Annotated in this window: 19 protein-coding genes and 1 tRNA gene; 8 read left to right on the top strand and 12 right to left on the bottom strand. The window is 30.6% G+C overall.

The annotated features are described in order from the left end of the window. The first annotated feature begins 1 nt into the window (after position 1). Positions 2-1,372 (top strand): efflux transporter outer membrane subunit, encoded by a 1,371-nt coding sequence (locus OWM07_RS04800; protein ID WP_423302535.1) that lies wholly within the window; start codon positions 2-4, stop codon positions 1,370-1,372. A 266-nt stretch (positions 1,373-1,638) separates the two neighbouring features. Here OWM07_RS04800 and OWM07_RS04795 read toward each other — a convergent pair whose 3' ends face one another. From OWM07_RS04795 to OWM07_RS04760, 8 genes are all read right to left on the bottom strand, one after another. Further along, entirely contained in the window at positions 1,639-2,457 is an 819-nt protein-coding gene (locus OWM07_RS04795) for a DUF169 domain-containing protein (protein ID WP_423302534.1), read from the bottom strand. A gap of 98 nt (positions 2,458-2,555) precedes the next feature. Then, positions 2,556-3,011, bottom strand: coding sequence for a hypothetical protein (locus OWM07_RS04790; RefSeq protein WP_423302533.1), 456 nt, complete (start codon positions 3,009-3,011; stop codon positions 2,556-2,558). 65 nt (positions 3,012-3,076) lie between these two features. After that, entirely contained in the window at positions 3,077-3,322 is a 246-nt protein-coding gene (locus OWM07_RS04785; RefSeq protein WP_423302532.1) for an SHOCT domain-containing protein, read from the bottom strand. A gap of 45 nt (positions 3,323-3,367) precedes the next feature. Beyond that, a complete protein-coding gene (locus OWM07_RS04780) occupies positions 3,368-3,817 on the bottom strand; it encodes a PepSY domain-containing protein (RefSeq protein WP_423302531.1) in 450 nt (149 codons plus the stop codon). Positions 3,818-4,196: 379 nt separating this feature from the next. Next, positions 4,197-4,269: transfer RNA gene (locus tag OWM07_RS04775), tRNA-Gly, on the bottom strand. A gap of 36 nt (positions 4,270-4,305) precedes the next feature. Continuing rightward, on the bottom strand, positions 4,306-5,160 hold the full coding sequence (locus OWM07_RS04770; protein WP_423302530.1) for an NAD(P)-dependent oxidoreductase: 855 nt from the start codon (positions 5,158-5,160) through the stop codon (positions 4,306-4,308). After that, entirely contained in the window at positions 5,161-5,544 is a 384-nt protein-coding gene (locus OWM07_RS04765) for a RidA family protein (protein WP_423302529.1), read from the bottom strand. Positions 5,545-5,555: 11 nt separating this feature from the next. After that, complete coding sequence (locus OWM07_RS04760) at positions 5,556-6,239, bottom strand: hypothetical protein (RefSeq protein ID WP_423302528.1); 684 nt, start codon at positions 6,237-6,239, stop codon at positions 5,556-5,558. 95 nt (positions 6,240-6,334) lie between these two features. On the opposite strand from OWM07_RS04760, the gene OWM07_RS04755 reads away from it, so the two are divergent. From OWM07_RS04755 to OWM07_RS04725, 7 genes are read left to right on the top strand one after another with little or no spacing between them, the layout of a single operon-like run. Then, a complete protein-coding gene (locus OWM07_RS04755; RefSeq protein WP_423302527.1) occupies positions 6,335-7,318 on the top strand; it encodes a polyprenyl synthetase family protein in 984 nt (327 codons plus the stop codon). Continuing rightward, positions 7,315-8,298 (top strand): AmmeMemoRadiSam system radical SAM enzyme, encoded by a 984-nt coding sequence (gene amrS, locus OWM07_RS04750; protein WP_423302526.1) that lies wholly within the window; start codon positions 7,315-7,317, stop codon positions 8,296-8,298. Before OWM07_RS04755 ends, amrS begins: the two co-directional genes overlap by 4 nt. Before the next feature lie 59 nt (positions 8,299-8,357). Beyond that, a complete protein-coding gene (locus OWM07_RS04745) occupies positions 8,358-9,218 on the top strand; it encodes an FAD:protein FMN transferase (RefSeq protein ID WP_423302525.1) in 861 nt (286 codons plus the stop codon). Beyond that, positions 9,205-9,561, top strand: a complete 357-nt coding sequence (locus tag OWM07_RS04740) for a NusG domain II-containing protein (RefSeq protein ID WP_423302524.1) — start codon at positions 9,205-9,207, stop codon at positions 9,559-9,561. The genes OWM07_RS04745 and OWM07_RS04740 overlap by 14 nt, the downstream gene beginning before the upstream one ends. Next, complete coding sequence (locus OWM07_RS04735) at positions 9,542-10,042, top strand: Gx transporter family protein (RefSeq protein ID WP_423302695.1); 501 nt, start codon at positions 9,542-9,544, stop codon at positions 10,040-10,042. The genes OWM07_RS04740 and OWM07_RS04735 overlap by 20 nt, the downstream gene beginning before the upstream one ends. Positions 10,043-10,050: 8 nt before the next feature. Continuing rightward, positions 10,051-10,638 carry a Maf family protein gene (locus OWM07_RS04730; RefSeq protein ID WP_423302523.1) on the top strand — a complete coding sequence of 196 codons (588 nt, stop codon included), beginning with the start codon at positions 10,051-10,053 and terminating at the stop codon, positions 10,636-10,638. Further along, on the top strand, positions 10,638-12,179 hold the full coding sequence (locus tag OWM07_RS04725) for a fatty acid--CoA ligase (protein WP_423302522.1): 1,542 nt from the start codon (positions 10,638-10,640) through the stop codon (positions 12,177-12,179). Before OWM07_RS04730 ends, OWM07_RS04725 begins: the two co-directional genes overlap by 1 nt. An 8-nt stretch (positions 12,180-12,187) precedes the next feature. Here OWM07_RS04725 and fsa read toward each other — a convergent pair whose 3' ends face one another. From fsa to yidC, 4 genes are read right to left on the bottom strand one after another with little or no spacing between them, the layout of a single operon-like run. Further along, the gene (gene fsa / locus OWM07_RS04720) at positions 12,188-12,832 is read right to left on the bottom strand and encodes a fructose-6-phosphate aldolase (RefSeq protein WP_423302521.1); all 645 of its coding nucleotides are present in this window, start codon (positions 12,830-12,832) and stop codon (positions 12,188-12,190) included. Between the two features lies 1 nt (position 12,833). Next, positions 12,834-13,079 carry a YHS domain-containing protein gene (locus OWM07_RS04715; protein ID WP_423302520.1) on the bottom strand — a complete coding sequence of 82 codons (246 nt, stop codon included), beginning with the start codon at positions 13,077-13,079 and terminating at the stop codon, positions 12,834-12,836. Then, positions 13,079-13,711, bottom strand: coding sequence for an RNA-binding cell elongation regulator Jag/EloR (gene jag, locus OWM07_RS04710; RefSeq protein ID WP_423302519.1), 633 nt, complete (start codon positions 13,709-13,711; stop codon positions 13,079-13,081). The genes OWM07_RS04715 and jag overlap by 1 nt, the downstream gene beginning before the upstream one ends. Positions 13,712-13,719: 8 nt before the next feature. After that, complete coding sequence (yidC, locus tag OWM07_RS04705; RefSeq protein WP_423302518.1) at positions 13,720-15,234, bottom strand: membrane protein insertase YidC; 1,515 nt, start codon at positions 15,232-15,234, stop codon at positions 13,720-13,722. Positions 15,235-15,242 lie beyond the last annotated feature (8 nt).

Raw genomic sequence — 15,242 nt, 5'->3', positions numbered from 1 at the left:
TATGAAAAAAATAGTAATCTCATTAACCATAGGCTTACTTTTGGTTTCATGCTCATTTGCCCCAAAATATGTAAGGCCTAATATTGAGCTGCCAAAAGCTGAAATAACAGACAATAAAAGTGAACCTTTTACTCAGTGGTGGAAAAGATATAATGATGAAAGATTAAATAAACTCATCGATTATGCTCTAAAGAACAACGATAATCTTCTTATTGCCTTTGAAAAGATAAATGAAGCCTCAGCAGCTTTTAATCTGGCAAAAGCAAATCTTTACCCTAACACTTATGCCGCAGGTAGTGCATCAAGGACTAAAGTGAGCGAAGAAGTTTCAGCAACAGGAAAAAGCTATACTACAAACAATTTTTCAATTTCAGGTGGCGTGTCTTATGAAATAGATTTTTTTGGCAAACTTAAAAATCAGAAAAAGGCTCAACTTGCCCTTTTACTTTCCCAGAAAAGCTATGCTGATGCTGTAAGGATAAAGCTGATTTCAGATGTAGCTACTACCTACTTTGAGCTTTGTGCTATTGACAAACAACTGCAAATCGAAAATGAGCTCATAAAAAGATATGAGGAAAGCTACAATTACAGGCAAAAGCAACTTAAATACGGTCTTATAAACGAGCTTACCGTGCAACAGGAAAAAGCTAATCTTGACGGCTCAAAACTTACCCTTGAAGTATTAAAGGAAAACCGAAAGCTGCTTGAAAATGTATTGTCACTACTTCTTGGTAAAAGCCCTTCTGAGATTTTTGGTAGCAGTTATAATGTATGTGAAAAGATGCCTGAGCCTATTAGTTTGCCACCATTTATCCCTTCAGATGTTGTTGAAAAAAGGCCTGATATCATACAGGCGGAAGAAAACTTAAAGGCTGCAAACTTTGCTATCGGTGTAGCAAAAGCAGCATATTTCCCAAACATTTCTCTTACCGGCGCACTTGGGCTACAAAGTACTGATTTAACAAATCTTTTTCAGCCTTCAGCAAACTTTTGGAATATAGGTGGTAGTATTACAGCACCAATTTTCGATTTTGGAAGGATAAAAGCAAATGTAAAAATTGCCAACTCAAAACAGAAACAAGCTCTTTTAAACTATATATTTACAGTAAAAAATGCTTTCAAAGAGATTCATGATGCATTTATTAGACTTGAATCTATACAAAAACAAATTAAAATTCAAAAAACACAAATTGAAAATTTCAAAAGGATTCTTTATATTGCAGAAAAACAGTATAAAAACGGTCTCATTGACTACATAACTGTTATAGAGGCTAAACAACACCTTGAAAAAACATATATAAATCTTGTCAATCTAAATAAAGAATATCTCAAGCAGCAAATATTCTTATATAAAGCATTAGGTGGAAGTTAAAAATAAGTTTAAGGTGTTGCAGCTTAAGCACCTCAGATTGCTTCGCTAACGCTCGCAATGACAGCAATTTTGGGTCATTGCGAGGCAGTGTAAGCTGCCGAAGCAATCTGAAACTATAGTGATATCAGAAAATTGTTCCATTGTGCAACAGCCTCAAATCATTAGTTCGGAAAATTCCTAACTTTTCCTAAGAATTCCTAACTTTTCCTAATTTTATGATATTTTTATTGCTAAATTTTCCATTCTATTTCTTTAATCAACATATTTTATTTCTCATCAATTAATGATTTCCATGTATCTCTGTACAAAAAAGAATTTTCAACATTTTCTTCCATCTCTTTAAACATCCTGTATGGCAATGCAAAGGACATTATATTTTCTCCCAACTGATTTCTGGTATAAAGCCTTGCTGAAATATCTGTCATACCAATAACTGCTCTAGGATTTTCTGATTTAGCTTCTTTATAGGGATATATGCCAAGTGCTTGACAACCTGCAGCATAAGGAATAATTACATTTTCATTACCTTTTCTATAATAATTAGCTAATATTACAAGTGCAGAAAGTTGATCTGGATTAACAAAAAATATCACAATCTCTGGACTTTCATTCTCAATATCCACATCTTTTAATGGTTTAAAAACAACATATTTTGCAGGAATATCTATTATTGGCAAGTCCTTGATAAAATCTTTTACAAGCTCAGGTGTTTTAAGATATCTTTCTCCATATAAAAAATCATTGTAAAATTCTTCTCTAATATAAGGTTTCATATCATTAGCTACTGCTTCACCCTTAGCATAATTTTTATTACCTGATGAAAGAAAACGGCAAAAACACTCCTCCCCACCTGGAAAATTTTCATATTGATTTCCAAACCCTACCCCTACTCCACCTCCCCAGCATCCAAATGTTTCTCGATCACAGACTGCTGTTTTGCCTTTAGCTGCACTTGTTGCTAGCCACATAATACAACCCCATTTACCTTTTTGAAATTGAATCGCATTTTCAGGCTTCTCATCAGACCATATCAATGCCACTGGATTATAATCCATTTTGATTGCTTCAGCAATTTTGCTTTTCATAAAACTCCCCCAAAAGCATTTTAATTTTATACTAGTTTATTTAATTAAAAAAGTCAAGTTTATCGCTATATCTAAAAAATACTTATAAAACTAATAACTCATATATATTTCAAAAGATTATTTACTTTTGTTATCATTACCCATCTATCGTGTATGTGCCTGTATCTTTCAGGTGATGGTTGAGTAACAAGGTAACAAATCTTTGAGTTGTTTTCTTCTATTAGTATCCCAAGCAAAAATTCATCATTTTCCAAATCAAACCAATGTGATTTTCTACTCTGATCTTTCTCCATATATTTTACTGCTGGTATATATACTTTCTCTGGATTATATTTATCCCAGTAACCTTTTTTTATACTCTCTATTTTAGACCAACCAGTTATTGGTAGATTAACCTTTAATTCTTCTTTCTCTTTCTCATTTCTTATACCCCATATTGCAGTATCTTTATTCCCATCTTTAGTAAGATAATAGATTTTTGCATAAGGTCTTGGGAAAAATACTTTTATTTCCTGTTTTTTCATACCTTCATGAAAAATAAGCCCAGCACACATAAATTTTCTACTCTTATGAATTTATTGATAATAAAGATAAATATTATAGATCAAAATACAATATTTTAATTTTCAAGATCTTTTTTCATTGAAAGATACTCTTCTTTTGTTATTTCACCTTTGGCATACCTTTCTTTTAAAATATTAAGAGCGTGGCTCTTCCCTGTTTTTGTAATACTATTTTTTGAACCAAAATCCCTTATAAACATAAAAAGAAAATAGATTATCACTATCAAGATAACTAGCCATATAACCATACTAAATATCCCCATAAAACCAAAGCCTCCAAAACCACCATATCCATGCATCATAATTTTCCCCTTTTTAAAAAAAAGAGGGGAGATTAACCCCTCTTACTAATCATTGTCCTTATCAAAATTATCTGGGAAAGGTCCCATCACATTTCCCCATGGGTTTACATGAAATTCAAATTTGTTACCAGCTGCATCTACCACATCCACTTCATACATTGTTCCCATTGGCATTCTAAACTTTTCTACATCTTTAATCTTATAACCCTTGAAATTCTCTTTTAATACTTTTTCTACCGCTTTTTTAGCATCCTCTTCAGTAATCTGTTTTACTTCACCCTGATAATTTGGGCCATATCCCATACAATATCCAGGTCCAAAGCCTCTGCCATATCCTCTCATCATACCTGGGCCATAACCATCACCCTGATAACCGTATCCAGGCCCCATCATACCAGGCCCCATTCCATATCCTCTGCCATACCAAGGGCCATGGGCAAATGCTAAAGTTGCTCCAAATACTACAATTGCTCCTAAAATTAAAAGTTTTTTCATCGCTCTACCTCCTTTATTTTTTGTTACTTATAAGCGAAATCATTAATGTATATGCATAGTGTATGCCAAAATGCCAAATATTCTTAACTTATTGATAATTCAAAGACTTAGAAATATAATAACAATTTAAGCTGTGTAATGAGGTAACAGTTATGTGTAAAATTTACACAATTAAAAAATAGCGCTTTTTGGCTTAATACAGTATTTAAAATAAATTTAGAATGATAACAATTCACAACAATCAGAGTTATTGAAGATAAAACAATTTTGAGATTTTTCCGATAATTTTGTTGCCTTGCAATAACCCCATTATGCTTATGTTAAATATATTATCATTGAGGAAATTTTTGAAAAAATCTGGGTAGCTTGAGCATCTAAAAGCGGGCGACGGGGCTCGAACCCGCTACCTCAAGCTTGGGAAGCTTGCGCTCTACCAGGTGAGCTACGCCCGCATCAAAATATTGTATTTAACAATTTTTTTATAAATGTCAATATAGTTCATCAACAATCGAAGAAAAATCTTTATCACCTAAATTATTTTTTTCTAATGCTCTGTAAATTTCTTTTATCATAGATGAAATTATCGTAGGATAATTATTTTCCTTTGCCATATCATAATAATAGTCGAGATCTTTGAGTAATGTTTTAACATCAAAATGAGCAGTATAATCTCTACTCAGCACTTTACTCTTTTTACCCCTTAAAACAAGACTATCCCCTGCCCCATTTTCAAGGAGATTTATAGCAGTATTTCTATCCAAACCTATCATTTCTGCCATATTAATAGCCTCTTTTAGAACAGCCATAAAACTACCAAGTACCATATTGTTAATCAATTTAAACTTTGTCGCTATACCATACTCTTCAAAGTGAAAAATCTTATTACCAAAAAGGGAAAGAATATGTTCATATTTATCAAATAATACCTTCTTACATCCTGCTAATACAACTAATGAACCATTTTTTGCTGGCACTACACTCCCAATTACTGGGGCTTCAATATATTCATTTCCACTCTCAATAACTCTGTCAGATATTTCCAATACCTCTTCATAATGATTTGTTGTGGTATCAATTATAATTTTATTTTTTACTTGGTCATTGATTAGGCCATTTTCACCAAAAAGAACCTCTTTTACTGATTTACTGTCAAATAAATTTAATATTACAACCTCAACACCATCTTCCCAAATCTGAAAAGGGGTATCTTTTTTAACAACTTTATCAAATTGCTCCATTTTACTTTTTGTTCTATTCCAGCCAATAATTTCAATATCGTGATTTAAAAGATTTTCCACCATTGCTGAGCCTAATTTTCCAAAACCAATAAAACCAAGCTTCATTTAATCTTCCTCCTTCACACAAATCGCTTCAATCTCTATATCAACATTTTTAGGTAGATTTGAAACCTCAACAACAGCTCTAGCAGGTCTATGCTCACCAAAAAAAGCTGCATATACTTCATTTACTTTTGTAAAATTACTCATATCCTTTAGATAAATTGTAACTTTTGCCACATCACTAATGGTAAAGCCAGCTTCTTCTATAACATTTTTTAAATTGTTTAATACCAAATCAGTTTTCTCTTCAATATTACCTTCAAATAATTCATTATTCTGAGGATTTATAGGTATCTGCCCAGAAATAAACAGCATATTATTAACCTTTACTGCCTGTGAATAAGGGCCTATTGCTTTTGGTGCTTTATTTGTTGATATATACTTCATTTTCCCTCCTTTTATATTTTCATCCCAGAAATTATTTTCCAAACAAAATAAAACTCATTATCAATCCTATCAATCAATTTGAAAAATTTATTAAGTTCACTGTTATCCTTAAATAAATAAGGCTTAAAGTTTCTTGAAGAGAAGAAATTTATTATCTCATCCACACTTACATCCTGAATTAATTCCTCTTCTTTTATATTTATAAAAATGTTACTAAGTCCATTTTTTAAAGAAATAAACCATCTTTTTAACTTTTCATATACGGGAATTTCACTACCAGAGCTTAATACTTCAAGAACATTTTTACCATTTTTCCCATACACCTGAGGGTAAACTACAAATAAAAATTTCCCCCCAACATTTAAGCTCATATTAACTGCGTAAATTACATCATACATTGGCTGAAAATGAAAAGTCCCACAAAATGAAGTTAAATAATCTACCTTAACCTTTGCTAATGTATAGGCTAAGTTTACTTCGTATCTTACAGGAATAGTATTTTTATAACTTAATGTATTATCTTTATTGATTACATAAATCCTTTTAAAATCTTTTTTATCAACTAAATATTTTGCTGATATAAAATCATTAAAAGAAACATCACATACCGTCAACCCCACACCACTTTCTATATCCAAACCATCAAAAAGCTTTAAAAAAGTAAGATATTTCTCTTCAATTTGTGTAAAATTCATGCAATTCCCCTAATTTCATATTTACTCTACCGTTTTTTTAAGATATATAAATCAAAAATAATTTTCAATACAATAAAGTGGAGAGGTAAAACAAATTGGCTATTAATCAGATCAATCAGGTATTTGACCTCTTGAAAGATGAAATAAAAAATGTAGAAGAAGAGCTTTTAAGAAACCTTGATTCTGAAGTTCAAATGGTAAACGAAGTAGCTTCCTATGTATTCAAAAGTGGTGGTAAAAGGTTACGGCCAGTTTTCCTTATTTTATCTTCAAAACTTTCTGGTTATGATGGTCCAAGATCCATCGTTATTAGTGGTGTTGTAGAATATATCCATACTGCTACCCTATTACATGATGATGTAATTGATGGAGCTATGTATAGAAGAGGTAAAAAGGCTGCAAATAGAGTTTTTGGTAATGATATCACTGTATTGTGTGGAGATTTTCTATACTCTCGTGCTTTTGTAAATCTTGTAAAAGATGGAGATCCTGATGTACAGATGATTTTGGCAAATGCTGCCAAGACTATGAGTGAAGGGGAAGTTTTCCAACTGGTAAAAACTGCAAACTTTGATCTATCAATGGATGATTATCTTAAAATAATTTTTAGTAAAACTGCAGTTCTTTTTTCGAGCTGCTGTGAGATAGGAGCAGTTCTTGCAAAAAAGGATATGGATACTCGCAATAGATTAAAGGAATATGGCAAGTTAATAGGCTTAGCTTTCCAAATGAGTGATGATATTTTAGATTACCTTGGAGATGAAAATAAGACTGGTAAAAAACCTGGGACAGACCTTAAAGAAGGGAAAATGACACTGCCACTTATACTTCTTCGTGATATTTTAGACGCTAATAATAAAGAAAAAATTAAAGAGATAATTTTAAAAGATGAGCCAAACGAAGATGACCTAAATTATATAATAGAATTAATGAAAAAATATAATATAAAAGAAAAAGCAGAACAGTTTGTTGACAGTTTTATTGAAAAGGCTAAAGAACAGCTATCAATTTTTGATAATTCAATCTATAAAGACGCTCTAATTTATCTAAGTGAATATGTCATAAAACGAGACAGATGATAAAAGAAGCACTATTTTATGAAAATATTGATGAAAAAACAGTAAAATGTAACATCTGTCCAAACCATTGTATAATCAAACCTGGAAAATCTGGAATTTGCAAAATAAGAGAAAATATTGATGGAAAACTATATTTAACCAGTTACAACGAAGTAACATCTATTGCACTTGATCCAATAGAAAAAAAACCTTTATATCATTTTTATCCAGGCTCCTATATCCTATCTATTGGTACAAACGGATGTAATCTACAATGCCCTTTTTGTCAAAACTGGCAAATATCGACACAAATAACTTATAGAGAAAATATATCGATAGATTTACTTTATCAGTTAGCTATCGAAAAAAATTCTATCGGAATTGCATATACTTATAATGAACCCACAGTATGGTACGAATTTGTACTTGACTGCTCAAAATTTTTTCATGAAAAAGGTTTAAAAAATGTACTTGTTACCAATGGATATATCAATGAAGACCCATTATTAAAACTGATCCCTTTTATTGATGCAGTAAATGTTGATCTCAAAGGCTTTACTAAAGATTTTTATAAATGGATAAAAGGTGATATTAATCCTGTAAAAAGAAGTATAAAACTTTATTACAAAAACAATATTCATGTAGAAATAACCAATCTTGTAATTACTGATAAAAATGATGACTTAAACAAAGTTGAAGAAATGTGTAAATACATAGCCTCAATTAGCCCTGATATCCCTTTACATATTTCAAGATACTTTCCAAATTACAAATTAGATAACCCACCTACTCCTCTAAATACTTTAAGAAACTGTTACGAAATAGCTAAAAATTATTTGCACTATGTTTATATTGGAAATGCTCTTATTGAAGACACTTCTAACAGCTATTGCCCCCACTGCAATAATTTGCTAATAGAAAGAACTTTTTACAATATTAAAACTTATATAAAAGAGCCATTATGCCCAAATTGCAAAAATTCTTTATATTTTGTATTTTAATAACCATATTGTTTTCCTGTGAAAATAGTAAAAAATTTTCCTCAAAGAGTTTTTATGCTTTGGGTACTATTATCAATATTACTTTACCATCAAATAAAACTTCACTTTTTGACGAAAGCTATAAACTAATAAAAAATGAAGAGACAGAAATTACTGATTTTTACAAAGAGTTTAACAATAGCAAACCAAACGAAAAAATAGTAATTAATAACAAAATTAAAAGCTTATTAGCTGATGCCATTAAATATTCAAAAATTTCTGAAGGAAGATTTGATATAACAATATATACTATAACATCCCTTTTCGGCTTTCCAGAAGGCCCTTTTAAAACTCCATCAAATAATGAATTAGAAGCTGCAAAAAAGAAAATTGGTATTTCGCACATTCACTTATCAGATAATTTTATTTATAAAGATACCAATATATTGATTGATATGGGAGCTTTTGCAAAAGGATATATAGTTGATAGAGTAATTGATTTTTTAAAAACAAAAGGGGTAAATAATGCAATAGTTGATGCCGGTGGAGATTTATTTGCTTTAGGGGATAAAAATGGGAAAAAATGGAAAATTGCAATAAAACATCCAGACAAAAATGATGATTTTTTAAGCGTAATCTCTATAGCTAACAAAGCAGTTGTTACTAGTGGTAATTATGAAAGATTTTTTATTTCAGAGACAGGAGAAAGAATAATTCATATATTCGACGCAAAAACAGGTAAAACTGCAAATAATTATAAAAGTGTTTCTGTGATAGCAAATGATACCAAAACAGCTGATGCTTTAAGCACAATATACTTTTTGCTCCCTATAGAAAAAATAAAAACACTTTGTAAAAAATTGAACACTCCTGTATTGATATACACACTTGACAACAAACTTCTCAAGCTTTGTAACTGGGCTCAGTATGAGAATAATTAAGCCTTTTGATATTTTTATTGTTACATTACTTGTATTGATATCGTTTTATCCATTAATTAAGAAAGATGTAGGCAAAAAGCAACTTTACCTATTAGTAGAGGATAAAAAGATAAAACTCCCCTTTAAAAATGGAAAAATAAATTTAAGATCCTCTTTTAACAAAAATATGATAGTTGAAATACATGACGAAAAAGCAAGAATAATAGAGTCTGACTGCCCATTACAAATATGTGTAAAAACAGGCTGGATTTCAGAATGTAATGATGCAGCAATATGTATTCCTAATAAAGTTGCTCTTACAATAGAGTGTGAAGAATCAGAATATGATGCAATATCAAAATAATAAAATTTCACTAATAGCACTATTTGCTTCCATTTCAATTGTTTTAGGTTTTTTTGAAAATCTGTTCCCTATACCTATTCCTGGAGTGAAACTGGGTTTAAGCAATATTGGAATAATGCTTGCAATATACTTACTAAGTTTTCGTGAAGCTATTATAATTGGTTTTCTAAAATCCATTATCATTCCTATAGTTTCCGGAAATTTTTTATTAAAAATGAGTATAGGCCTGCCTTCAACAATAATAGCTACCATAGTGATGTATTTTTATTCCTATTTAACAAAAAAATTTGCCACTCCTGTTTCCACTGGGGCTATTGGTGCTTTTTTCCATATAGCTTCACAATTTATTATAATTAAACACCTTTTCATAAAAAATCTTGCTTTTTTTAAAATTTTCCCTTATTTCTCACTACTATCAATAACAACAGGAATTTTAACGGGAATAATTACATACAAGGTTTTAAAAATTTATCATGATTGAGGTAATAAATGTACCAGAAACTGATTTTAGCAAGCGGCTCACCAAGAAGAAGAGAATTACTATCTAAATTAGGCATTAACTTTCAATATGTAACTTCAAGTATCAAAGAGGAGTTTAATGAAAAAAATAACTTTACAGATGAAGTTGTCAGATTAGCTACAATGAAAGCTTATGATGTAGCAAGAATTTTTGATGAAGCATTTATAATTGGTGCTGATACAATTGTGGTTTGCGAAAACAAAGTGCTTGGTAAACCTATTACCTATGACAAAGCCTTTGAAATGCTTAAGTTTTTAAGTGGAAAAACACATCAGGTAATTACAGGTGTAGCAGTTATCAATAAAAATAAAAAATTTATACGACAATTTTATGATATCACAGAAGTAACTTTTAAAACGCTCAGCGATGATTTAATAAAATGGTACATTGAAAATGATGAACCCTTTGATAAAGCTGGAGCATACGGGATCCAAACTATGGGTTGTATATTGGTAGAAAAAATACATGGAAGCTATGAAAATGTTGTTGGTCTTCCAGTATCAAAACTCTTTGATATTTTTAAAGAAATTGGAATAAGTCCATACAGGGGGTTATAATGAACTTTAAAAATTTAGGTGATATGTTAATTCAAAATGCAAAAAGACTAAAATCAAAAAAATATATTTTCTTTGAAGATAAAAAATACACTTATATGGAAGTTAACAAAATTACTAACAAAATTGCCCATGCACTTATCAACCTTGGACTAAAAAAAGGTGATAGAGTAGCAATATTAATGGATAATTCTCCAGAATTTCTCTTTTCATTTTTTGCTATTACAAAATGTGGGGCAATAGCTGTCCCTATAAATAATTTCTTAAAGCAGGAAGAGGTGGAATATATTTTAAACGATTGTCAGGTTAAATATCTGATTTCTACTGAAAATTACAAAGATTATTTTGCATACCTTAAAGATAAAGTAGACTCTTTAGTAGCAATTCTAACATATAATTATCTATCTCCCCACTCAGTCGATTTAAATGAATTAATTAAAGATGAGCCTGATTCAGATTTGCCATGTGATTTCGATATGGATGAATTAGCGGTTTTAATTTATACATCAGGTACAACTGGACATCCAAAAGGTGCAATGCTAACTCACAAAAATTTATTATCAAATTGTGATGCCTGCAACAAGGCATTTAAAGTGAAAAAGAACGATAGATTTTTACTTTTCTTACCAATGTTCCACTCTTATGCTTTTACTACATGTGTTCTTTTACCTACCTTTTTAGGTTGCTCAATTATTATTTTAAGATCAGTTATGGAGTTAAGAAGTAAAAAGTTTAAAAATGTTTTATTGTTTAAAAGACCTACTTTTTTCCTCGGAGTACCCCAAGTATTTTCTGCCCTATCAAAGGCTAAGTTACCTAAATGGTTTATAAAGTTTTTATACCCAGTAAGAATTCATGTTAGTGGTGGGGCACCTTTACCAGAAGAGATTTTAAATGAATTTAAAAATAAGTTTAATAGACCAATTATAGAAGGTTACGGGTTATCCGAAGCTTCCCCTGTTGTATCTGTAAACAGGCTCGAGTGGCAAAAACCTTATTCCGTTGGATTACCTTTACCGGGTGTGGAAGTAAAAGTTGTAAATGATGATGAAGAGGAATTACCAGTTGGAGAAATTGGTGAGCTTATTGTTAAAGGCCCAAATGTTATGAAAGGGTATTGGAATTTGCCAGAAGCAACTGATCAAGCAATCAGAAATGGGTGGTTATTCACTGGTGATATGGCAAAAGTTGATGAAGATGGTTTTATATATATAGTTGATAGAAAAAAGGATCTTATAATCGTAAAAGGTATTAATGTCTACCCAAGAGAAATCGAAGAACTATTGTATCAATACCCTGGTGTAGAAGCTGCTGCTGTTATTGGTATCCCTGATGAAGCAAGTGGAGAAGTTCCTGTGGCTTATGTTATGCCTCAAGAAGGGGCAACTCTAAATGAAAAAGATATCAAAAACTATCTAAAGTCACATCTAGCAAACTTTAAAATTCCTAAAAAAATCTATATTGTAAACGAATTACCTATGACTGCTACAGGAAAAGTACTAAAAAGGAAACTTAAAGAACAGGTATTGAAAAAAGGGGAGTAACTCCCCCTTTATTTTTGAGAATTTTTCCAATCGTTCAAAAATTTTTCTAAACCAATATCTGTTAAAGGGTGTTTAAACAACTGTTTTAAAACTTTAAATGGTATAGTAGCTATATCTACACCATTAATAGCAGCCTGATAAACATGCATAGGATGCCTAATACTAGCTGCAATTACCTCTGTATCAAAATCATAATTTAAGATAATCTCCTGGCAATCTAATACAAGATCCATACCATCGTGTCCAATATCATCCAATCTACCAGCAAATGGGCTAATATACCTCGCACCTGCTTTACATGCCAGTAATGCTTGATTTGGAGAAAATATCAAAGTCATATTTACATCTACCCCTTCTAGATTTAGGGTATATGTTGCCTTAAGCCCATCTTCAGTAAAAGGGATTTTTACAACCACATATTCACTAATTGATGCCAACTCTTTTGCTTCTTTAACCATACCTTCGTAATCAGTTGCAATCACTTCAGCACTCACTGGGCCTTTTACTATTTCACAGATTTTACTAATTGTTTCTTTAAAATCTCTTTTCTCTTTTGCTATCAAACTCGGATTAGTAGTTACACCATCTACGATACCATAAGAAACGGCTTCTTTTATCTCATCAATATTTGCTGTATCTAAAAAGATTTTCATTTTACACCTCTCTTTTTTTCTTTTCTTCTATAAATTTATCCATACACTCTTTAGAACAAAAATGATAAATCTTTTCATAATATTTTACTTTATAAGGGGTAGTAACTTCAATATAAGTACCACAAATTTCATCTTTGGCCAAATCAACAGCTTCCTCTAACTGTTTCTTATCATCATTTACCTTCTTTTTTCTAAACAATACAAATGTAAAATATATTAAAGCTGCAGTTAATATGAATTTAAGCATTATTTCAAGTCCTCTGGGATAATATAAATAGTTTTTATGTTGCCATCTCCATAACTTTCAGTCCTTACCCCTTGAACTGATTTTAAAGTATTATGAATCTCTTTTCTAACCATAGGGATCATTGGTGGTAGCTTTTCCACTTTTCTAGTTTTTACTACTTTTTTAGCAAGCTCAACAGCTCTTTCTTTTAAATTTTCAATAACTCTATTACGATAATTTTCTACATCGATTATAACCTTTACATCAGAGTTATCATCAATATTCAATAATTTTTCTATTATATATTGCAATGCTTCTAAAGTTTGCCCCATTTTACCAATTAAAAGATTTGAATCGGGAGATTCTATATTTAATATTATATTTGGGAAATCTTCCTTCACATCAATTCTATATTCTGTAAAACCTGCTTTATCTAAAATCTCTGAAAGTAATACTTTTGATCTCCTTTTAATATATTCATTTTCGTCAAACTTTACCTTAATCTTCGCATTTCTTTTACCAAAACCTAATATCCCTTTTGAACCAGGGTCTATAACTTCTATATCTAAAAATTCTCTTGGTATTTTATTCTCCAACAAAAATTTATTCAAAGCTTCTTCAACACTACTACCTTCTACCTCAAAATATTTCATTTCACTCCTCACGTAGTTTTCTTATTAATAAAATATTGCTGAATTATTGTAAGGATATTGTTTGTCAACCAGTATATAACAAGTCCTGATGGGAAGTTCAAAAATAAGAAAGTGAATATAATTGGCATAAACATAAATAATTTTTGCTGCGTAGGATCACCAACTTGAGGTGTCATTTTCTGTTGGATAAACATTGTAACCCCCATAAGTATTGGGGTTATATAATAAGGATCCTTCACAGATAAGTCTGTGATCCAGCCAAAAAATGGAGAACCTTTTAGCTCTATCGATACTAATAAAGCTTTGTATAATGCAAAAAATATCGGTATTTGAATTAACATAGGTAAACAACCACCCATTGGATTGACACCATATTTTCTATAAAGATCCATCATTGCTGCGTTCATCTTTTGTGGATCACCTTTAAATTTTTCTCTTATCTTTTGGATTTCAGGTTGAATTTTTTGCATCTTCTTCATTGATGTCATACTTTTTAGTGTTAATGGATATGTCACAATTTTTATTATTATTGTAAGTAAAATGATAGCAACACCATAATTATGAATAATACTATAAAATAAATTCATCAATAAAAGCAAAGGGATAGCCAAAAAGGCAAAAATACCAAAATTGATACTTTTTTCTAATTTTAATCCAGTGCTTCTTAACAGTTTATATTCCTTTGGACCTGTAAAAATCGACATATTAATCTGTTTTGATTCAGAAGGGTTTAAAATTAACTCTTTAATACCATTAACTACTGCAGAATCTTTAAACTTTTTTATGATACTCTTATCAAAATCCGAAGCAATAGCAAATAAGAAATATTTTGATGTATAACCCAGCCAATTAGGTTTTTCTATAATTACATCCTTCTTCAACTTTTCAGGTCTTTCTCTATAAACCTTTTTACCATTAAAAACTATCGCACCTTCAAACTCATACTTACTTTCTGAAAAACCTTCACCCAAATCTGGACCAACTGATAAAGTCAACGGGAATTTAATCGTTTTGCTACCTGTATTACTTAACTTCAAAGAGTAACGAATAAGGTAGTTATGTTTTGGAATAAAATAGTTTTTTGTGATAACAACATCTTTTATAAAACAGTTAAAACTAACAGATATTTCATCCCCTTTATCTTCAATAATATACTCAACTTTATCATAACTAATATTTTCTAATGCTAAATAATTTTTTTCTTTGCTTTTGAAAACAACTTTTCCAATATCTTTATCCTTGTATTTCAAAATAGATGCGGAATAAATATCTCCACTATTTTTATCAAAACTTATTGCAACATAATCAGTTGTTATATTAAATAAATCAGGTTTAAACACCTGGTTATTATCTTTTTCGATTTGTGTTACATCAACCTGTTCAACAACAGGCTTTTTAATAGTAGTATTGTCAGCAGTTGCATTTTCTGAAACAACCTGTTGAGGTGATGGAGCATACATATACTGAAAAATCATCAAAACCAAAATACTCAAAATCACAGCTAAAAGAGTCCTTTTATCCATAAATTAAT

Source organism: Deferribacter thermophilus, from assembly GCF_049472675.1.
GTDB classification, from domain to species: Bacteria; Chrysiogenota; Deferribacteres; order Deferribacterales; family Deferribacteraceae; genus Deferribacter; species Deferribacter thermophilus.
The sequence above is the reverse complement of the archived record's forward strand: the minus strand, read 5'-3'. Positions and strand labels throughout refer to the sequence as shown.